This window comes from Lysinibacillus sp. 2017 (genome assembly GCF_003073375.1).
Taxonomy (GTDB): domain Bacteria; phylum Bacillota; class Bacilli; order Bacillales_A; family Planococcaceae; genus Solibacillus.
Genome location: NZ_CP029002.1, coordinates 473,427 through 495,337 on the forward strand (window position 1 = coordinate 473,427; position 21,911 = coordinate 495,337).

At 39.6% G+C, this 21,911-nt stretch carries 19 protein-coding genes and 1 riboswitch; of the genes, 18 read left to right on the forward strand and 1 reads right to left on the reverse strand.

Going from position 1 to position 21,911, the window contains the following annotated elements; translation table 11 throughout:
- Positions 1-37: 37 nt before the first annotated feature.
- The 17 genes from DCE79_RS02185 (at position 38) to DCE79_RS02260 (ending at position 20,733) form a co-directional block, all read left to right on the forward strand.
- Complete coding sequence (locus DCE79_RS02185) at positions 38-748, forward strand: amino acid ABC transporter permease (RefSeq protein WP_108711495.1); 711 nt, start codon at positions 38-40, stop codon at positions 746-748.
- 11 nt (positions 749-759) lie between these two features.
- Positions 760-1,470 carry an amino acid ABC transporter permease gene (locus DCE79_RS02190; RefSeq protein WP_234417311.1) on the forward strand — a complete coding sequence of 237 codons (711 nt, stop codon included), beginning with the start codon at positions 760-762 and terminating at the stop codon, positions 1,468-1,470.
- 11 nt (positions 1,471-1,481) lie between these two features.
- Entirely contained in the window at positions 1,482-2,237 is a 756-nt protein-coding gene (locus DCE79_RS02195) for an amino acid ABC transporter ATP-binding protein (RefSeq protein WP_108711496.1), read from the forward strand.
- Positions 2,238-2,314: 77 nt separating this feature from the next.
- A riboswitch (cobalamin riboswitch) is annotated at positions 2,315-2,502 on the forward strand.
- A 193-nt stretch (positions 2,503-2,695) separates the two neighbouring features.
- A complete protein-coding gene (locus DCE79_RS02200) occupies positions 2,696-3,655 on the forward strand; it encodes an ABC transporter substrate-binding protein (protein WP_108711497.1) in 960 nt (319 codons plus the stop codon).
- Positions 3,648-4,646 (forward strand): FecCD family ABC transporter permease, encoded by a 999-nt coding sequence (locus DCE79_RS02205; RefSeq protein WP_108711498.1) that lies wholly within the window; start codon positions 3,648-3,650, stop codon positions 4,644-4,646. The genes DCE79_RS02200 and DCE79_RS02205 overlap by 8 nt, the downstream gene beginning before the upstream one ends.
- Positions 4,646-6,115: an adenosylcobinamide amidohydrolase gene (locus DCE79_RS02210; protein WP_108711499.1), complete on the forward strand. Its 1,470-nt coding sequence runs from the start codon at positions 4,646-4,648 to the stop codon at positions 6,113-6,115. Before DCE79_RS02205 ends, DCE79_RS02210 begins: the two co-directional genes overlap by 1 nt.
- 38 nt (positions 6,116-6,153) lie before the next feature.
- Positions 6,154-6,714 carry a cob(I)yrinic acid a,c-diamide adenosyltransferase gene (locus DCE79_RS02215; protein WP_108711500.1) on the forward strand — a complete coding sequence of 187 codons (561 nt, stop codon included), beginning with the start codon at positions 6,154-6,156 and terminating at the stop codon, positions 6,712-6,714.
- A gap of 207 nt (positions 6,715-6,921) precedes the next feature.
- The gene (locus tag DCE79_RS02220) at positions 6,922-9,330 is read left to right on the forward strand and encodes a (Fe-S)-binding protein (protein ID WP_234417312.1); all 2,409 of its coding nucleotides are present in this window, start codon (positions 6,922-6,924) and stop codon (positions 9,328-9,330) included.
- Between the two features lie 223 nt (positions 9,331-9,553).
- Positions 9,554-10,762: an acetyl-CoA C-acetyltransferase gene (locus DCE79_RS02225; protein ID WP_108711501.1), complete on the forward strand. Its 1,209-nt coding sequence runs from the start codon at positions 9,554-9,556 to the stop codon at positions 10,760-10,762.
- Entirely contained in the window at positions 10,759-11,613 is an 855-nt protein-coding gene (locus DCE79_RS02230) for a 3-hydroxybutyryl-CoA dehydrogenase (RefSeq protein ID WP_108711502.1), read from the forward strand. Before DCE79_RS02225 ends, DCE79_RS02230 begins: the two co-directional genes overlap by 4 nt.
- A 10-nt stretch (positions 11,614-11,623) precedes the next feature.
- Entirely contained in the window at positions 11,624-12,760 is a 1,137-nt protein-coding gene (locus DCE79_RS02235) for an acyl-CoA dehydrogenase (protein WP_108711503.1), read from the forward strand.
- Positions 12,761-12,794: 34 nt separating this feature from the next.
- Complete coding sequence (locus tag DCE79_RS02240; RefSeq protein ID WP_108711504.1) at positions 12,795-13,931, forward strand: acyl-CoA dehydrogenase; 1,137 nt, start codon at positions 12,795-12,797, stop codon at positions 13,929-13,931.
- 3 nt (positions 13,932-13,934) lie between these two features.
- Positions 13,935-14,570 (forward strand): TetR/AcrR family transcriptional regulator, encoded by a 636-nt coding sequence (locus tag DCE79_RS02245; RefSeq protein WP_108711505.1) that lies wholly within the window; start codon positions 13,935-13,937, stop codon positions 14,568-14,570.
- Between the two features lie 90 nt (positions 14,571-14,660).
- A complete protein-coding gene (gene icmF / locus DCE79_RS02250) occupies positions 14,661-17,903 on the forward strand; it encodes a fused isobutyryl-CoA mutase/GTPase IcmF (RefSeq protein WP_108711506.1) in 3,243 nt (1,080 codons plus the stop codon).
- Positions 17,904-18,099: 196 nt separating this feature from the next.
- Positions 18,100-18,258 (forward strand): hypothetical protein, encoded by a 159-nt coding sequence (locus DCE79_RS18585; RefSeq protein ID WP_168214703.1) that lies wholly within the window; start codon positions 18,100-18,102, stop codon positions 18,256-18,258.
- Between the two features lie 74 nt (positions 18,259-18,332).
- On the forward strand, positions 18,333-18,890 hold the full coding sequence (gene rpoE / locus DCE79_RS02255) for a DNA-directed RNA polymerase subunit delta (protein WP_108711507.1): 558 nt from the start codon (positions 18,333-18,335) through the stop codon (positions 18,888-18,890).
- A 238-nt stretch (positions 18,891-19,128) separates the two neighbouring features.
- On the forward strand, positions 19,129-20,733 hold the full coding sequence (locus DCE79_RS02260) for a CTP synthase (protein ID WP_108711508.1): 1,605 nt from the start codon (positions 19,129-19,131) through the stop codon (positions 20,731-20,733).
- Positions 20,734-20,811: 78 nt separating this feature from the next.
- On the opposite strand, the gene DCE79_RS02265 is transcribed toward DCE79_RS02260, so the two are convergent.
- On the reverse strand, positions 20,812-21,381 hold the full coding sequence (locus DCE79_RS02265) for a DUF2529 family protein (protein WP_108711509.1): 570 nt from the start codon (positions 21,379-21,381) through the stop codon (positions 20,812-20,814).
- Positions 21,382-21,507: 126 nt separating this feature from the next.
- Between DCE79_RS02265 and DCE79_RS02270 the strand changes: the two genes are divergently transcribed.
- Complete coding sequence (locus DCE79_RS02270; RefSeq protein ID WP_108711510.1) at positions 21,508-21,891, forward strand: response regulator; 384 nt, start codon at positions 21,508-21,510, stop codon at positions 21,889-21,891.
- The last annotated feature ends 20 nt before the right edge of the window (positions 21,892-21,911 follow it).

Sequence of the window (21,911 nt, forward strand, 5' to 3'; positions counted from 1 at the left end):
GTAAAAAGAGAATTTATGAAGAAGGATGTGAGCGATTTTGGAGAAATATTTTGATCTATCCTATATTTGGTCTGCATTACCAGCTTTATTGCCCTTCCTATGGGTCACGCTTTACATAGTAGCCTTTTCAGTTATGGGCGGTACCTTATTAGGAATTTTATTAGCTGCAGCAAAGTTAAGCTCGAATAAAATTCTACAATTTTTAGCGAATGGCTATACAACAATCATGCGCTGTACACCTTCCATCGTTCTCTTATTTTTAGTGTATTATGGCATTCCAGCATTTGCGGAGGCGCTATTTGGACTAAACTTGCAAAATATTTCTACAGGTGTTTTTGTTGTCATCACATTCAGCTTACAATTTGCGGCGATGATGTCGGAAGTTGTTCGTTCCGCGTATTTAGCGATCGATAACGGACAATATGAAGCAGCGGTAAGTGTTGGTTTGACACCCTTTCAAGCGTATCGCAGAATTATTTTCCCACAAGCGCTCGTTGTTGCATTACCGAACTTCGGAAATGGGTTGATTTCCGTGCTACAAGAAGGAGCCCTTGCTTACACAATTGGCTTTATTGATGTTGTAGGGAAAGCCAATTTAATTATTGCAGGCAATTACGGCACTCATACACTTGAAATCTATATTGCCCTGGCTGTGATTTACTGGGTGCTTTCGATTTCCATCGAAAAAATCTTTTCGGTACTCGAGAAAAACTTTAATAAAGGGAACCGACCAATCAAAACAACGTAGGGGGAGCAAATATGGAATTCATTAATTGGTCATTTTTAGTAGATACATTTTTTGTAGCGTTAAGCGGTGTTCCAATTGCTCTTTTAGTAACCGTTGTTTCGCTTTTTGTAGCCGTTCCGCTTGGGTTTTTACTAGCCCTTGCTCGCGTTTATGAACTACCTGTTATTAACGTTATTGCGAAAATTTATATTTCATTCGTGCGTGGGACACCCGTGATCATTCAAATCTTCGTATTGTATGCAACGATTCCACTTTTACTAAACGGACTGTTTGAAAAATATCATATTGATTATCCGATTTATGATATTAACCCCATATGGTATGCGTTTATTATTTTCTCGTTTAATACAGCAGCAGTTTTAATCGAAGTATTTCGTTCAGCGTTGCAAACTGTTTCAAAAGGGCAATTGGAGGCGGCGCATTCTGTTGGCTTAACGACTGCGCAAGCATATCGCAGAATCATCATTCCACAAATGCTCGTTTCTGCAATGCCGAACCTTTGTACCGCAACGATCAACTTAATTAAAGCAACGTCGCTCGGCTATGCAATTTCTTTGCAGGAAATTACGCTAAAGGCAAAGGTTGAAGCGAACTTTGGCTACAACTATTTAGAGGCTTATATTGATATTTTTGTCGTGTATTTAATCGTTTGTATCATCGTTGAAAAATTATTTAAATGGTATGAAAAACATTTAAGCCGCTATAAAGTCGCGGTCGCATAGGGGAGATTGTCATGTTAGAAATTAAAAATGTGCATAAAACATTCGGCAAAAACGAAATTTTAAAAGGGGTCGATTTAACGATTGATAAGGGCGATGTCGTCGTGATTTTAGGCCCGAGTGGTTCTGGGAAAACGACACTTTTGCGCTGCATTAACTTTTTAGAGCGTGCCGATGTGGGAACGGCAAATTTTGATTCCATTGAAGTCGATTTACATCACGCATCGAAAAAGGACATTTTGGCAATTCGTAAAAAAACAGCTTTTGTATTCCAAAACTATAGCTTGTTCAACAACAAAACTGCACTCGAAAATGTCGCAGAAGGATTATGGATTGGGCGCGGTTTGAAAAAAGAGGAAGCCTACCAAATCGCGCGCGAGGCATTAGATAAGGTTGGTTTATCTGCAAAATATGATTCGTATCCGAGCCAATTGTCAGGTGGCCAGCAGCAACGTGTCGGTATTGCTAGAGCAGTTGCACTAAATCCAGATATTATTTTATTCGATGAACCAACATCCGCACTTGATCCAGAACTTGTTGGTGAAGTGTTAGGGGTGATGAAGGATATCGCAAAAGAAGGGACAACAATGCTCGTTGTGACACACGAAATGTCCTTTGCCCGTGATGTTGCAAACCGCGTCATCTTTATGGATGGAGGCAATGTTATCGAAGAAGGCTCGCCACACGAAATTTTCGTACAACCAAAGCAAGACCGCACAAGACAATTCCTACGCCGCGTATTGCCAGACGATTATACGTATCATATTTAATATTATCTAATTATCAGATAATTAGAATATCCTTATACAAATGAACAGTCTTTCGTTATAATAGGTGTATTAACAAGTTAATAATGTAGTGTAAAGGTTCTTATTTTAGGAAATAAGAAGTAAAAGGGAAATCGGTTCAAATCCGATGCGGTCCCGCCACTGTAAATGCGAGCATATCTTTTTAGACCACTGATGCACATCGGGAAGGTAAAGATATGTGTTACTTGCATAAGCCAGGAGACCTGCCTTTACAATGCCCAAGTAAAAACCTACGAGGATAGGATGGGGTGAATAATTTTTAATCGAATTATTTACTGTTCAAGTCTCCTAGGTTATAGGAGGCTTTTTTTGTGGATAAGAAAGTATAAATTTTCAAGGAAATCCACATAAGAAAAGACATCGTTTCAAGCTATTTGGCATGAACTATGCTTTTCTAAGCTATTAGGAGGAAAAGAAAAATGAAAAAGTGGCAACAAATCTCTTCAATCGGATTAGCATCTATGCTAGTACTCGCAGCATGTGGTGAAGAGGAAGCAACACCTAAGAACGAGCAATCTGAAAGTACAAAGGTAGCAACTGAACAAACCGAGACACAATTCCCGATGACGTTAAAAGATGCACTTGATAAAGAAGTAACAGTAGAAAAAGCACCAGAACGTATTATTTCATTGATTCCATCGAATACAGAAATTTTATTTGGCTTAGGCCTAGACGAACAAATTATTGGGGTTAATGATAACGATAACTATCCAGCAGAAGCAGCCGAAAAAGAAAAAATTGGTGGTCAAGAATTCAATTTAGAGCAGATTATCGCATTACAGCCAGATTTAGTAGTAGCACATGAATCGGGCCTATATAGTTTCGGTGAAGAGGCAATTGCCCAACTTGAGTCCGTTGGAATTCCAGTATTTGTTGTAAAAAATGCACTAACATTTGAGGAAACCTATACAACGATTGAACAAATCGGCCAGTTAACAGGAAAAACATCAGAAGCAGCGGACATGATTACTTCTATTAAAGAAGGGATTGCAGACATTGAAACGAAGGTAACGGAGCTTGAGGAAAAATCCGTTTTCGTTTTAGTCGGAGCTGAACCAGATCTTTATGCAGCCGGTCAAGAAACATTTATCGATGAGATGCTTGATCTATTACATATAGAAAATGTTGTACCAGAACTTGGGTGGCCACAATATAGCGCAGAGCAATTTGTAAAAAGTAATGCAGATGTTATTTTAGTAACATATGAAAGCGACTTACAAGCCGTTTCCAATAACACAGCATATTCTGAAATGAATGCTGTAAAATCAGGAAATGTGAAACTAATAGATGGGGACACAACAAGTCGCCAAGGTCCTCGAATTGTTGAAGGTATTGAATCGATTGCAGAAGCAATTTATCCAGAGGCATTTAATGAGTAAGAAATACACACTTGCTTATGTTGTATCCATTGCGATACTTCTAAGCAGTGTATGGACTGGTATTTCTTTTGGTTCGGTTGACATTCCACTTTCAACGCTTTGGGATAAAACGACAGACCCTGTAGCCTATAATATTTTGTGGAAAATTCGGATGCCTCGCGTGCTTTTAGCGACAATCATTGGAGCGTCCCTTGCAATTGCAGGAGCAGCTTTCCAGGGGCTACTAAAAAATCCGTTAGCAGACCCGTATACACTTGGAATTTCTTCAGGTGCTTCTGTCGGGGCTGTTACGACAATTTTCTTCGGTATTTCAATTCCCGTATTAGGTGTATTTACATTACCTGTATTTAGTATGGCAGGCGCAGCAATGACAATGTTCGCTGTATTAAGCTTTGCCAGACTTGTCGACCGCACAATGAAAATGGAAACACTAATATTAACCGGCATTATTTTTAGTTCATTTTTAGGGTCCTGTATTTCGTTAATGGTGGCATTAACAGGCGAGCAGCTTCGTGAGATTATTGGCTGGTTACTTGGAAGTGTATCCATGCGCGGCTGGCCCTATGTCAAAATGATTATTCCGTTTACGATTATTGGTGTGCTCATGATTTGGTTAAACCGCCGAGAACTGAATGCGATGGTTTATGGAGAAGAACGGGCAAAATATTTAGGTGTTAATGTAAAGCGCAGTAAATATATGATTTTAGCAGGAGGCTCGATTTTAACAGGTTCAGCTGTGGCTGCATCGGGTACGATTGGCTTTGTTGGGCTTGTCGTACCGCATATGATACGTATTTTAATTGGGGCAGATCATCGGCATTTATTAAGTTTATCGTTATTAAACGGTGCAAGCTTACTCGTGATTTGTGACTTAGTTTCTCGTACGATTATTTCGCCAGTGGAGCTGCCAATTGGTGTCATCACTTCATTCATCGGTGCGCCAGTTTTTGCTTATATTTTCTTTAAGCAACGAAGAAAGGGTGGCGCGTAATGTTAAAAGTAAACAATTTAGCAGGCGGATATGCTAATGTCGAAATTATCAAAAATGTGACGTTTCACGTGGAAAAAGGTAAAATTCTCGGTATTCTTGGTCCGAATGGCAGTGGAAAGTCGACATTATTAAAAATGATTAGTGGTGTCATTCGACCTACTAGTGGTCAAGTAATAATTGATGAAAAGCCTATTGAAAGCTATGAGGTCAAGCAGTTAGCGAAGAAAATGGCGGTATTACCACAGCTTCATGCAAGTACGTTTTCAAATGCGGTATATGATGCCGTATCGCTTGGACGATATCCTCATCAAAGTGGGTTTTTCTCTACTTGGTCGAAAGAAGACGAGGAAATTGTGCACCGAGCAATGGATAGTACAGGTGTTACACGTTACAAAGATCAATATTTAGAGTTTTTATCAGGTGGGGAACAACAACGCGTTTTTATTGCACAAGCGCTTGCACAAAATGCAGAGTTGTTACTATTAGATGAACCGACCAATCATTTAGATATTGCACATCAAAAACAAATTCTCGACATGATTCGTTTGCAAGTGGAGCAAAATGAGTTAACGGTCGTTTCAATTTTTCATGATATTAATTTAGCGTCCCTTTATTGTGATGAGCTTCTACTCCTTGAAAATGGGGAGGTACGCGCATTTGGCTTACCGCACGAGGTTGTGTTGCAAGAGCAAATTGCAGATGTGTATCAAGCGCGTGTCGCAACGTATCCGCATCCAGAATTGCCAAAGCCACAAATTACTATGCTTCCAACAAAAGAGATGGAGCGAGCGGTAGCGAAAGTTTGCGTGGAAGATTTTCATATTACAAAAGACTATATTGAATACCGTGCGAAAGCGCCTTTAAAAGTTGTTTCGTCAGCGGTTCATAATGCAGGTATAGGCTGGTACGAGACCTTTTTAAATCGTTCGATTGCCCAAGATTATGAGATTGAACGTGTTGAAGAAGAAACGATTGAATTTTTAATGGCACGAGGTTTTTCTCCTACTAATTCGGTTGTCATGATGACCGCGGTTGAGACGAACTGTGTAGAAATTCAAAAATTTTCAACCAATGAATTAGAAATCATCATTATGGTGACAGCCGGAATTGGTAATGGTGTTGACGTGACGAAAACGTATTTGCGAGAAGATAAGCCACATATTGGAACGATTAATACATGGGTATTTATCAATGGTAGGCTAACCGATGAAGCGTTTATTCAAGCGATGATTACGGCAACAGAAGCAAAAACGAAAGCTTTAGCCGATCAGCAAGTAATCGATGCTTTAACAGGGACGATTGCAACAAGCACGGCAACAGATAGTTTATTAATCGCCGCAACGCAGCAAGGCAAAGAAATGCCTTATGCAGGTCCAATTACCGAAGTTGGAAAGTTAATTGGTCGGGGTGTTTTTGAAGTCACAATTCAGGCAATAAAAAAATATAAAGCATTACGAGAAGCTTTGTGAAAATTTTTAACGGAATCAACAAAGGAAGGATGACGAATATGAAATTATATACAAAGCAAGGGGACACAGGCAAAACAAGTATTATTGGAGGCCGTGTCGATAAAGACCATTTACGAGTGGAAGCGTATGGAACGATTGATGAATTAAATTCCTTTATCGGAAAAGCGGTTACAGAGTTAGACGTTGAAAAATTTAAAGATTTGCTTCAAGATTTAACAGCGATTCAACATGAGCTATTTGATGGTGGCGGCGATTTAGCCAATGTTATGAAAGAGCGTCATTACAAATTAACGGAAGAGCCAATTACTATTTTAGAAAAAAGAATTGATCATTTGTCAGAAGAAGCACCCCCTCTTCAGCGATTCATCTTACCAGGAGGTTCACCAGCAGCAGCGACCCTTCATATTGCACGAACAATAGCACGCAGAGCGGAACGTCAGACCGTTTCGTTAATGAAGGAAATTGAAGACGTATCACCAGTTGTTCAAAAGTATTTAAACCGTTTATCGGATTACTTATTTGCAGCAGCACGTGTTGTGAATCACCGCCTAGACATTCAAGATGTCGAGTACGAACGCAGTGCCAATGTTTTCAAATAATAGAAAAATGCTAGCCTACGACATAAAATACGTCTAGCTAGCATTTTTTTATTTTTGATTAAATTTTCAGAATTAATGACGAATTGTATTGACTGAATGCTCATTCATATTTAAAATGAACGTATACAATAATATGGAAATATAGTTTGTCTTATTAGTTTTTATGACAAAGGGGTTTAGAAACATAGTTTTCTAGGGGGGAAAAGGATGAATACATTTTTAATTATTAACTGGATTGCATTTATTTTAGTGTTACTTTATGGGATAGGTTTATTCGCATATCTATTAAAAACACGTTATGAATTCATTCAGTTAGGTAGAAAAGAAGAATTCAATCAAAAAATGACAGACCGAATTGGCGATCTTGTCGAAAAAGTATTCGGACAATCGAAACTATTAAAAGATAAGAAAATGGGACTTGTTCACGTATTCTTCTTCTATGGTTTCTTAATGGTTCAGTTAGGTGCGATTGATTTAATTTGGAAAGGTCTTGCACCAGGATCGCATATTCCACTTGGTGGCTTGTATCCAATGTTTACAATGACACAGGAAATTGTCGTATTAGTCATTTTAATTGCGGTAGCTGTAGCATTTTATCGCCGCTATATGGAGAAGCTTACGCGCTTAAAACGTGGCTTTAAAAACGGTTTAGTTTATATGTTCTTAGGTGTTTTAATGTTTGCGACACTGTTCGGAAATGGCTTTTATATGATTTGGCAAGAACATGGTTTATCAGGCGCTGAGCCAGTAGCATCTGGGCTTGCTTGGGTATTCCAATGGATGAGCCCAACTGTTGCTGCTATATTGTTCTTTGTTATGTGGTGGGCGCATTTACTAGCGCTTTTAGCATTCCTTGTATACATTCCACAAGGCAAGCACTTCCACTTAATCACATCGATTTTAAATGTTTACTTCAACCGTCAAGATCGTATGGGGACATTACGTCCAATCGACTTCACAGCACTTGAAGAAGCAGAAGATGAAGAGTCAATGCCGCCACTTGGTGTTGGGAAAATTCACGACTTCACACAAAAACAAATGCTCGATTTATATTCTTGCGTAGAATGTGGACGTTGTACGAATATGTGTCCAGCAACCGGTACAGGTAAAATGCTGTCACCGATGGACTTAATCGTAAAATTACGTGATCATTTAACCTTTACAGGGGCAGTAGAATTGAAGAAAAAGCCTTGGGTACCATTCTCATTCTTCAACAATACACAAGGAAACCAACTAGCAATGGCTGCTGGTGCTGAAGGTGCTGTGATCGAAAATATTTACAGCCCATCATTAATTGGTGATGTAATTACTGAAGAAGAAATTTGGGCATGTACAACTTGCCGTAACTGTGAAGATCAATGTCCAGTTATGAACGAGCACGTGGATAAAATTATCGATTTACGTCGTTATTTAACGATGACAGAAGGTAAAGTAAACCCAGATGCACAACGCGCGATGACAAATATCGAGCGTCAAGGAAATCCATGGGGCTTAAACCGTAAAGAAAAAGAAAACTGGAGAGAGCTAGACGAAACAGTTTACGTTCCAACAGTTAAAGAACTGAAAAAATCAGGCGAAGAAATGGAATATTTATTCTGGGTTGGTTCAATGGGGTCATTCGACAACCGCTCACAAAAAATTGCACTAGCTTTCGCGAAATTAATGAATAAAGCAGGCGTGAAATTCGCTATTTTAGGTAACAAAGAAAAGAACTCTGGAGATACACCACGCCGCTTAGGGAATGAATTCTTATTCCAAGAGCTAGCAACGGCGAATATCGATGAGTTCGAGAAAAATGGCGTAACAAAAATCGTAACGATTGACCCACATGCCTACAATATTTTCAAAAATGAATACCAAGATTTCGGATGGAAAGGTGAAGTATTACACCATACGGAATTATTATACGATTTAATTCAGCAAGGCCGATTAACAATGGATTACCGTGTTGATGAAACGATCGTATTCCACGATTCATGTTACTTAGGCCGTTACAACGATGTATACGATCCACCACGTGAAATCCTACGAGGCATTCCAGGTGTGAAACTGGTGGAAATGGAGCGTAACCGCGAAGAAGGTATGTGCTGTGGTGCTGGTGGTGGTTTAATGTGGATGGAAGAGCATGTTGGTAACCGTATTAACGTAGCACGTACAGAACAAGCATTAGCAACAGAAGCTTCAGTTATTTCTTCTGGCTGTCCTTACTGCTTAACGATGCTTTCAGATGGTACGAAGGCAAAAGAAGTAGAAGATACAGTTGGCACATATGATATCGCAGAGCTATTAGAGCGTGCGGTATTCGGTTCACCAGTAGCGGCTCCAGTTGAAAAAGTGGAAGTTGTGGAAGAGACGGAAGAAGTAGTAGAACCCGTTGTTGTAGTAATCCCAGAAGTAGTAGAGGCGTCAGTTGTAGAATCAGTTCAAGAAGTCGCTGTGGAAGAAGTAAAGCAGGAAGAAGTTCCAGAACCTGCTCAGGCAGAGGTTGTTGAACAAGTAGAAGAAACAATCGTTACACAAGATGAACTTGAACCAGCAATCGAAGAACAGGCTGCTACTGAACTAATAGAAGAAATCGCAATAAAAGATGATTCTGTTAATTCTAATGAAAAATGAGTTTAATAGAGAAAATAAATTAATTTCAGTATATTCGAATAATTGTATTGCGTAATAATAGTCGTTTTTGTACAATGAAATTAATTAAGAGAGGGCGTCCAAAAAAATTTTCGGACGCCCACTTTTCTACAATCAGATTGAGCGAGCGTTCAGTCGAAAGTGATATTTCACAAAAGATGGGGTCAAATAGTTAGTCGATACTTCAAACAAAGGGGTGTATGGATTGTCGAGAACAGTCATTTTAGATGGCGCAAGAACACCATTTGGCAAATTTGGTGGCGCATTAAGTTCATTAACAGCAAGTGATTTAGGAAGCATTGCCATTAAAGGGGCATTACAAAAAGCCAATGTGGACGCAAGTGAAGTGGGAGAGGTTATTATTGGGACAGTTTTACAAGCTGGCCAAGGACAAATCCCTTCAAGACAAGCGGCAACAAAAGCAGGTATTCCTTGGGAAGTAAAAACAGAAACGATTAATAAAGTATGCGCATCTGGCATGCGAAGTGTGACGCTAGCAGATCAATTGATTCGTTTAGGGGACGAAGAAGTGATCATTGCAGGCGGGATGGAATCGATGTCAAATGCACCGTATTACATGCCTAAAGGTCGTTTTGGCCTTCGCATGGGCGATGCGAGTTTAGTAGATGGCATGATTTACGACGGCCTGTCTTGTGCATTTCATCCAAAGCAAGTACATATGGGCATTTATGGCAACGAAACAGCACAAAAATTTTCAATTTCGCGTGATGACCAAGATGCTTGGGCTGTGCGTAGTCATGAAAAAGCAATTGCCGCAATCAAATCAGGAAAATTTGCAGAAGAAATCGTAGCAGTGGAAATCCCACAGCGTAAAGGGGAATCTCTTCACGTTGAACAGGACGAAGCACCACGAGCAGGCACTACTTTGGAAACGCTTGCAAAGCTAAAGTCTGCATTTAGTAGTGATGGCACGATTACAGCGGGGAATGCTCCAGGAGTAAATGACGGCGCATGTGCACTCGTATTAATGAGCGAGGAAAAAGCACAGCAGGAAAACCGACCAGTGCTCGCAACGATTTTAGCACATGCTGAAGTAGGCGTTGCACCAGAGGATTTTCCACAAACACCAGGCCTTGTCATTGATAAATTACTCGAAAAATCAGGAAAAACATTAGCAGAGATTGATGTAATCGAAATTAACGAAGCATTCGCAGCAGTTGCCTTAGTAAGCAACCAAATTAGCGGATTGGATGCAGAAAAAGTAAATGTTAACGGTGGTGCAGTTGCATTAGGGCATCCAATTGGAGCAAGTGGTGCACGCATTATTTTAACGTTAGCCTATGAATTAAAGCGTCGCGGTGGTGGATTAGGCATCGCTGCCATTTGTTCGGGCGGCGGTCAAGGAGACGCAGTATTAATCGAAGTATCGAACCAAGGGGATGAACAAAAATGACAATCAAAACAGTAATGGTTATTGGTGCTGGACAAATGGGTTCTGGTATCGCACAAGTATGCGCACAAGCAGGATTTCAAGTCATTTTAAATGATATGAAGGACGAGTTTTTCGAACGTGGAATCAATATAATTACGAAAAACTTAACACGTGATGTGGAAAAGGGACGTAAAACGGAGCAAGAAAAAGGAGAAGTTTTAGCCCGTATTACAAAGTCTTTAACATTAGAAGATGCCAAAAATGTAGATATTGTCATAGAAGCAGCAGTTGAAAATATGGAAGTGAAACAGTCTATTTTCAAACAACTAGACACTATCGCACCAGAGCATACGATTTTAGCAACGAATACATCAAGCTTACCGATTACTGAAATTGCGGCGGTAACGAACCGTCCAGAAAAAGTAATTGGGATGCATTTTATGAATCCAGTGCCCGTTATGAAACTTGTCGAAATTATTCGAGGGCTTGCTACATCAGATGAAGTATATGAATCGGTAGCAGCGATGACAAAGTGTTTAGGTAAAACAGGTGTTGAAGTAAATGATTTCCCAGGTTTTATATCAAATCGCATTTTACTTCCGATGATTAATGAAGCCATTTATGCGCTTTATGAAGGGGTAGCAACGAAAGAAGCAATTGATGATGTTATGAAGATGGGCATGAATCATCCGATGGGTCCATTAACACTGGCTGATTTTATCGGTTTAGATACATGCTTATCGATTATGGAAATTTTACATGAAGGACTTGGAGATAGTAAGTATCGTCCTTGCCCATTACTACGAAAATATGTTGCAGCGGGTTGGTTAGGTAAAAAATCAGGTCGAGGCTTCTATATTTACGAAAGCTGAGGGGATCAAAATGCATTTACACTTTACGGATGAACAATTGATGATGCGCAATATGGTCCGTGATTTCGCCAATACAGAAATTGAACCATTCATTGAAAAAATGGAACAGGGTCAATTCCCAAGACATATTTTAAAAAAGATGGGCGAACTTGGATTAATGGGCATTACCACACCAGCAGAATATGGTGGCTCGGAAATGGATTTTACATCGTACATTATTGCGATTCATGAGCTGTCGAAAGTAAGTGCAGTCATGGGGGTTATTTTATCGGTACATACTTCGGTCGGTACGAACCCAATTTTATATTTTGGAAATGATGAGCAAAAGCAAAAGTATGTGCCAAAGCTAGCAAGCGGCGAGTATTTAGGTGCTTTTTGTTTAACAGAGCCAGGTGCAGGAAGCGATGCAGGTTCACTAAAAACGCGTGCTATTCGTGAAGGTGATGAATATATTATTGATGGGGCAAAAGTTTTCATTACAAACGGTGGTGAAGCAGATGTCTACATCGTCTTTGCTTCAACAAATCCAGAAGCAGGTTCGCGCGGGATTTCAGCTTTTATCGTTGAAAAGGATACACAGGGTCTGATTATCGGAAAAGATGAACGCAAAATGGGCTTGCATGGTTCTAGAACATTACAGTTAACATTTGAAAAAATGCGCGTACCCGTAACAAATCGACTAGGTGACGAAGGGGAAGGTTTTAAAATCGCCCTGGCCAATTTAGATGTAGGGCGCATAGGAATTGCCGCGCAAGGCTTAGGTATTGCCGAGGCCGCACTGGAAGCCGCAACGAATTACGCAAAAGAGCGCGTGCAGTTTGGAAAACCGATTGCCCAGCAGCAAGCAATCGGTTTTAAGTTAGCAGATATGGCAACAGCTGTTGAAGCAGCAAAACTACTTGTTTACCGTGCTGCTGACTTGCGTACTCAAAACATACCATGTGGAAAAGAAGCATCGATGGCGAAATTATTCGCCTCACAAACCGCAATGGATACGGCAATTGAAGCTGTCCAAGTTTTCGGAGGCTATGGCTATACCGAGGATTATCCAGTGGAACGCTATTTCCGCGATGCGAAGGTAACGCAAATTTATGAGGGCACAAGTGAAATCCAGCGCATCGTTATTAGTAAGCATGTACTTGGATAACGTCTAAAACATACACAAAAGGGGATATGGGAAAATGAACTTTCAATTATCAGAAGAACATCAACAATTACGTGAAATGATTCGTGATTTCGCGATTAACGAAGTGGCACCAACAGCCGAACACCGTGATGAGCATGAAGAATTTGACCGCGGTATTTTTGATAAAATGGCCGAACTAGGCTTAACAGGAATTCCATGGCCGGAAGAATACGGTGGTGCAGGCTTTGACTACCTAGCTTATTGCATCGCAGTAGAAGAATTATCACGCGTATGTGCATCAACAGGGGTAACATTATCAGCGCATACATCGCTTGCAGGTTGGCCAATTTTTAAATTTGGTAACGAAGAGCAAAAGCAAAAATACCTACGTCCAATGGCAGAAGGTAAAAAAATCGGCGCTTATGGGTTAACTGAACCGAATTCAGGATCTGATGCAGGCGGAATGAAAACATACGCTGTAAAAGATGGCGATGATTACATTTTAAATGGGTCAAAAATCTTTATTACAAATGGGGGCGTTGCGGATATTTATGTCGTATTCGCCGTAACAGATCCAGAATCAAAAAATGGCACGACTGCTTTCATCGTGGAAGCAAGTACACCAGGCTTCTCTGTAGGAAAGAAAGAAAGAAAACTAGGAATCCGTTCATCACCAACGACAGAAATCATTTTCGATAACTGCCGTGTTCCAAAAGAAAACGTACTGGGTGAAGAGGGACAAGGCTTCGTTATTGCGATGAAAACATTAGACGGTGGACGTAACGGGATTGCCGCGCAAGCAGTAGGAATCGCACAAGGCGCATTAGATGCTGCGGTAGATTATGCAAAAGAACGTGTACAATTCGGCAAACCAATTACAGCCAACCAAGGTGTATCATTTAAATTAGCCGATATGGCAACAGAAATTGAAGCATCTCGTTTATTGACGTATCAAGCAGCTTGGTTAGAATCAAATGATTTACCATACGGAAAAGCATCTGCAATGGCAAAATTAATGGCTGGTGATACAGCGATGAAAGTAACAACAGAAGCTGTACAAGTATTCGGTGGCTATGGCTACACGAAAGACTATCCAGTAGAGCGCTATATGCGTGATGCGAAAATTACGCAAATTTACGAAGGCACTCAAGAAATTCAACGCCTCGTAATTTCGCGAATGATCACGAAGTAATGTATGACAAATGTCGATAAGCTGCATGTAGCATCGTCCATAAAAGATGAAAATAAAATACTAGAGCGCCGACAGCAAATTGTCGATGCGGGTGTGAAGCTTTTCAAAAAGAAAGGCTTTCACCGCGCAACGACACGTGAATTAGCAAAAGAAGCAGGCTTTAGTATTGGCACATTATATGAATATATTCGTACGAAAGAAGACGTCTTATTTTTAGTCTGTGACAATATTTTCAATGAAGTAACAATATGTCTATCGGAATTTACAACTGGAACAGGTACGATTGAGGGCTTAAAAGATGCGATTCGTCGCTATTTCTTATTAATCGATACGATGCCAGAGGAATTTACGATTATGTATCAAGAAACGAAGTCCCTTCCAAAAGAAGCGATGCATTATATTCTTGATAAAGAATTAGAAATGGTGGCTATTTTTGAACGTATGCTACGGGATTGTATAGAAGCAGGCAATTTGTCGCTATCTGAAGAGGCAATTTTCCTAGCAGCCAATCACATCGTTATTCAAGGGCAAAGCTGGGCATTTCGTAAATGGGCATTGCAAAAGCGTTACACAATAGAACAATATATTGAATTGCAAACAACGATGTTTTTACAAGGCATACTGCAGTTTGAACAATAAGAACGGAAAACATCCTGTAGAGAGCAACTGTAAAAGCTTGCTCGTCAGGGTGTTTTTTATTATCTCAATATAACAAAGGGGTTTTTAAAAATGGAAAAAATAGAGGCATATCGCTCGAAAAATCATGTACGTTTCGTTACAGCATCAAGTCTTTTTGACGGACATGACGCATCGGTTAATATTATGAGACGTATTTTACAATCAAGTGGCGCGGAAGTCATTCATTTAGGACATAATCGCTCGGTTGAAGAAGTGGTCAATGCGGCGATTCAAGAGGATGCGCAAGGGGTGGCGTTGTCGTCTTATCAAGGTGGACATATGGAATACTTTAAATATATGTATGACCTACTTCGTGAAAAAGGAGCACCGCATATCAAAATTTTCGGAGGCGGTGGAGGTGTTATATTACCGCGAGAAATTAAAGAACTGCATGAATACGGCATTGCAGGCATTTTCTCACCAGAGGATGGTCGCCAGTTAGGCTTACAAGGCATGGTGAACAAAAAGCTAGAAGGGGCCGATTTCTCGACATTAAAAGGGAATTATACGGAGCTATTAGAGAAATGCACAACAAATACACCTGAAATTTTGGCGAATTTAATTACGGCAGCTGAAAATGGTGATGACTCGCAAATTAAAGCAATGCTAGAGCAAGCACGTAAAAAAAATAAAAATACGCCGACAATTGGAATAACGGGTACAGGTGGTGCTGGGAAGTCTTCGTTAACGGATGAACTGATTCGTCGCTTCTTACAGGAGTTCCCAGACAAAAAGCTAGCCATTTTATCGGTTGACCCGACAAAGCAAAAAACGGGCGGCGCGCTACTTGGCGACCGAATTCGCATGAATGCCATCTTTAATAATCGCGTGTATATGCGTAGTTTAGCAACGCGTGGCTCTCGAACAGAGCTATCAAGTTCAATTGGTGATGTGCTAGATGTTGTGCGCGCTGTGGGCTTTGATTTAATTCTTTTGGAAACAAGTGGTATCGGGCAAGGGGATGCTGAAATTACGAATTACACGGATCTTTCCATGTATGTGATGACAAGTGAATTTGGTGCGCCAACACAGCTTGAAAAAATCGATATGATTGATTACGCCGATTTAATCGCCATCAATAAATTCGAACGAAAAGGTTCGGAGGATGCATTACGCCAAGTACAAAAGCAGTACCAACGTTCACGTGAACTATGGGATCAGCCAATTGATGCAATGCCGGTATATGGAACGATTGCTTCACAGTTTAACGATTTAGGAACGAACTCTTTATTTGCGGCACTCGTTGCGAAAATTAACGAGAAATTTGACCTTAATTGGGAATCTTCTTATGAGCAATTTATTAAAACACAAAAGCAAAATGTCATTATTCCAAACGATCGTCGCTATTATTTACGAGAAATCTCGGAATCGGTACGCAATTATCATAAACAAGCAGAACAACAAGCAACACTTGCAACAAAGCTTTATCAATTAGAAGGTACGAAAGCGCAACTACCTACTTCTGAACAAGCGCTAATCGCATCGATTGATTCATTAATCGAAGGTGTTCAAAATGAATTATCTGCACAATCTAAGCAAATACTTAAAAATTGGATACAGTTAAAGGAAGCATACTCAGGGGATGAACTTATTACGAAAGTGCGCGACAAAGAAATTAAAACCATTTTAAAAACAACGTCACTGTCAGGATTAAAAATTCCAAAAGTGGCCTTGCCGAATTTTAAAGATTATGGTGAGATTTTGCGCTTTGTCTATTCTGAAAACGTACCAGGAGAATTCCCATATACAGCAGGCGTATTCCCGTTCAAACGTGAAGGTGAAGATCCAAAACGTCAATTTGCTGGAGAAGGCACACCAGAACGCACGAATAAACGCTTCCACTACTTATCGAAGGATGACAATGCGAAGCGACTTTCAACGGCATTTGATTCGGTAACACTTTACGGAGAAGACCCGCATATTCGTCCAGATATTTACGGTAAGGTCGGTGAATCAGGGGTAAGTATTTGTACGTTAGAGGATATGAAAAAACTTTATGCGGGCTTTGACCTTTGCGCACCATCAACATCTGTGTCAATGACCATTAACGGACCAGCACCGATCATTTTAGCCATGTTTATGAATACAGCGATTGATCAGCAGGTGAAAAAGCGTGAACAGGAACTAGGTCGCACGTTAACAATGGAAGAATTTACAGAAACGCGAGAAATGACGCTCCAAGTCGTGCGTGGAACAGTACAAGCGGATATTTTAAAAGAAGACCAAGGGCAAAATACATGTATTTTCTCTACAGAATTTGCGCTGCGAATGATGGGGGATATTCAGCAATATTTCATCGACCATCAAGTACGCAATTACTATTCGGTATCGATTTCTGGCTATCATATTGCAGAAGCAGGCGCCAATCCGATTTCACAGCTAGCGTTTACATTAGCAAATGGCTTTACATATGTGGAATATTATTTGAGCCGCGGCATGCAGATTGATGATTTTGCTCCAAATTTAAGCTTCTTCTTCTCAAATGGTTTAGACCCAGAATATACAGTGATTGGTCGCGTGGCACGTCGCATTTGGGCAGTGACGATGCGTGACAAATACGGTGCAAATGAACGCTCGCAAAAGCTGAAATATCACATTCAAACATCAGGACGCAGCTTGCATGCACAAGAAATCGATTTCAATGATATTCGCACGACATTGCAAGCATTAATGGCATTGCAAGATAACTGTAATTCGCTCCACACAAATGCTTACGATGAAGCCATTACAACACCAACAGAGGAATCGGTACGCCGAGCGATGGCCATTCAAATGATTATTACAAAAGAGCACGGGCTATCAAAAAATGAAAACCCACTGCAAGGGGCATTCATCGTGGAAGAGTTAACACAATTAGTCGAACGAGCCGTGTTAGAGGAATTTGATCGCATTAATGATCGCGGTGGGGTGCTTGGTGCGATGGAAACACAGTATCAGCGCGGTAAAATTCAAGAGGAATCCATGTACTATGAACATTTAAAACATTCTGGGGAGCTACCAATTATCGGAGTGAATACGTACTTAAATCCAAATCCTACATCAGATGATGCCATCGACAATATGCAAATTGCACGTGCATCCAAATTAGAAAAGGATTTGCAAATTGAGAATTTAGAGAAATTTAAACAAGTCCATGAAACAAGTCATGAGCAAGCCATTCAACAGTTAAAAGAAGTGGCAAAAACTGGTGGTAATATTTTTGAAGCGTTAATGGAAACCGTAAAAGTTGCGAGCCTTGGCCAAATTACACAAGCGCTTTATGAAGTAGGCGGTCAATATCGTCGAAATATGTAACAGGAGTTGGATTCCTAATACCAAAACTTACTACTTCAATAAAAAGAATTTCTTCTAAAATAAGTTTTTTGCAAAAAATGAAGAATTTGTGTCTGAAAATACCACGGTGCATGAAAATTTCGATATACTAGCAATAGGGATATCTTTAATACAAACCTAATTATTACCAATAAAACGCGAAAGAAGGTACGACGAGATGCAACAATATATTCATTATATTTTTATTTTAGCTTGCCTTATCGCAACCTTCTTTTTATACAACAAGCAATTAGCCGCGATTCCATTACTTATTTTATCGATTGTTTTATTTTATGTGGCGTATAAAAAAGCAACAAATTTAAAAAACAAGAAATGAAACTAGCATAGTGATAGGATGTTTGTATATAATGGGTATTATGCTTATGATTAGACATGTAATTAAGAAAGGACGTGCACGATTTGAACTTTCGTGGTATGACAGATGAACAATTAGCAGAAGAGTCGTTAATCGACTTAGCATATGCAATTTTAGAAGATAGAAAACAAGCAATGCCTTTAAATGAGTTATTAAAGGAAATCCAAACTTTAAATGGTATTTCTGATGCAAGATTAAAAAGCCGTTTAGTGCAATTTTACACAGACTTAAACGTAGAAGGCCGCTTCTTATTAAACCAAGAAAATGGCTGGGGATTACGTGAGTGGTACAAAATCGAGACAATCGAAGAAGAAACTGCTCCAACAATTAAGGCTCGTAAGAAAAAGGCTAAAGTTGTGGAAGATGAAGAAGAATTAACTGATCTTGACGAAGAAGATGTTTTATTCGAAGAAGATTATGATGAATTCGTTGAAGAAGAGGAAGAAGAGGAAGAAGAGACTGAAGACATCGATTTTGTTGAAGAAGTAATCGATCCTGATCTTGATGGAGAAATAATCGAAGAAGATGAAACTTTCATCATTGAAGATGAGGACGAAGACTTAGACGAAGATGAAGACGAGTTAGAAAAATAAGCACTTTTCAATTTCAAAATTGAAAGTACTTGACTTCTATTTCAGTTCCGTATAATCTTTTACTTGGGCTCCTTTAAAGAGGAGATTGACCGTATAACTTATACGCTCCCCCTGCAAGTATATGCAGGAGGAGCGTTTTTTGTTTTTATATAGCAAGACTTTTAGAAAAACATCGACTGGCCGAGGCTTAAGTAAACGGTGTTTTTCTAATTTGTTTAGTAAAGAGGAGGATATTAATATGACAAAGTATATTTTCGTAACAGGTGGGGTAGTTTCTTCACTTGGTAAAGGAATTGTAGCCGCTTCTTTAGGGCGTTTATTAAAAAACCGCGGATTAGAAGTAACAATCCAAAAATTTGACCCATACCTTAACATTGACCCAGGTACAATGAGCCCATACCAACACGGTGAAGTATTCGTAACAGATGATGGCGCGGAAGCTGACTTAGACTTAGGTCACTACGAACGTTTCATCGACATCAACCTTGGTAAACACTCAACAGTAACTTCTGGTAAAGTGTATCAATCTGTTTTAAACAAAGAACGTCGTGGTGATTACAACGGTGGAACAGTACAAGTAATTCCTCACGTAACAAATGAAATTAAAGACCGTGTACAACGCGCGGGTCGTGAAACTTCAGCAGACGTGGTAATTACAGAAATCGGTGGTACAGTAGGGGATTTCGAATCACTTGCATTCCTAGAAGCCATCCGTCAAATGCGTCGTGACCTTGGCCACAACAACGTAATGTACATTCACTGTACGTTAATGCCATACATTGCAGCTGCTGGTGAAATGAAAACAAAACCAACACAACACTCTGTAAAAGAATTACGTTCATTAGGTATCCAACCAAACATCATCGTATTACGTACAGAGCAACCTGTACCGCAAGATATGAAAGAAAAAATCGCGTTATTCTGTGACGTACAAGCAAATGACATCGTAGAATCTCGTGATGTAGAACATCTATATGAAGTACCTTTAAACTTACATGCACAAGGATTTGACCAAATCGTACTTGATCACTTCGGTATTAAAGCGCCACAAGCAGATATGTCTGAGTGGAAAGAGCTTGTAAATAAAGTGAAAAACTTAGAGTACAAAACAAAAATCGCTGTAGTTGGTAAATATGTAGATCTTCAAGATGCGTATATTTCAGTTACAGAAGCACTTAAACATGCTGGTTACGTTTACAACTCAGATATCGAAATTAACTGGGTAAACTCTGAGCATGTTACAGCTGATAACGTAGAAGAATTAATTGGACAAGCGGACGGTATTTTAGTACCTGGTGGCTTCGGTGACCGTGGTATTGAAGGTAAAATCGAAGCAATCCGTTATGCGCGTGAAAACGACGTACCATTCTTCGGTATTTGCTTAGGTATGCAACTAGCAACAGTTGAATTCGCACGTAACGTATTAAAATTAGAAGGCGCGCACTCTACTGAATTAAACAAAGATACGAAGTACCCAATTATCGACTTCTTACCAGATCAATCAGAAGACATTGATTTAGGTGGTACATTACGTCTTGGTTTATATCCATGTAAATTAAAAGAAGACTCAGTTGCACGCGCGGCTTATAACGGCGAAGAGCTTGTATATGAACGTCACCGTCACCGTTACGAGTTCAACAATGAATTCCGTGAAGCAATGGAAGCAGAAGGTTTAGTATTCTCAGGTGTATCTCCTGACAATAAATTAGTGGAAATTATCGAGTTACCAGAGAAAAAATTCTTCGTAGCTGGTCAATTCCACCCAGAATTAATCTCACGTCCACAACGCCCACAACCGTTATTCCGTGAATTTGTAGGCGCGGCGTTTAATAACCGTAAATAATTACTCTTCAAATAGCAATACAAAAAAGTATGGTTCTGATTTAGCTTCAGAACCATACTTTTTGTGATTTATAATGAATTATGCAAATGGAGAAGGGTGACCTTCGATGATTTCGTCTTCATCATCATCACCGGCAAGCATCTCATCAAATTCCATTTTAATCGCTTCATATACATACAAACCACCAATTAAATGAGGCATTACAATACGTTCGCCTAATTTTGTTGGATGTGGTAAAATACCGCCACGTATCCTTAACGAAATATACGTATAGGCAAGTTCGCTTAGTTCATTTGCATCGCTCGCAACTTCACTCGCAACAGCAGCAAATGGAATAAACGCATCATATAATTTTTTCGCTAACGTAAGCGCATTTTGATCGTCACAACTACGCGTAAAAATAATGACACGGTCAGCATCACTTAGTGTAATATTATCTGAGTAACGTGCGTATTTAATAAATGGATCAGCACCAAGCTCAGCGTTAAGAGCAATGCTTTCCATTTCGCCAAAGCAAGCAAAATAGACCATGCCTTGACCGATAGCAGCTTGAGCTAAAAGACGAGCGGTTTCTTCGATTGATTCTTCTTCAGATTGTCCAATGCGTTGAAGAAATCCTGTTAATTGAGTCGTTAAAATTTTAGACATATTTCCACCTCAAGCTAATTATAAGAGGGAGTATGTGAAAAAGCAAAATCACAAATTACGAGATTAAAAGAAGGAAACAATGAATACACAATAGAAGTATATTACTAGATAATAACTTGAAGGAGGATGAAGTTGAATTCAAAGGAAATTTTAATTGTTGATGATCAGCAGGGGATACGACTCTTATTGAATGAAGTATTTCAAAAAGAGGGCTTTATCACACACCTTGCAGCCAATGGACTTGATGCGTTAAAAATAGCTCAAACTACCAACCTTGATTGTGTTTTATTGGATATGAAAATTCCTGGGATGGATGGGCTTGAGATTTTAACACGTCTAAAAAAAGAGAATGAAAATTTACCAGTTTGTATGATGACAGCTTACGTTGAACAAGATATTATGGATGAAGCAAAGGCACTCGGTGTCGCGCGGTATTTCACAAAACCTTTTAATATATTTGAAGTTCGTGATGAAGTGAAAAATATATTAGCTGTTCATGAAAAAATATAGCAGAACAGGTTGGCAGGCAG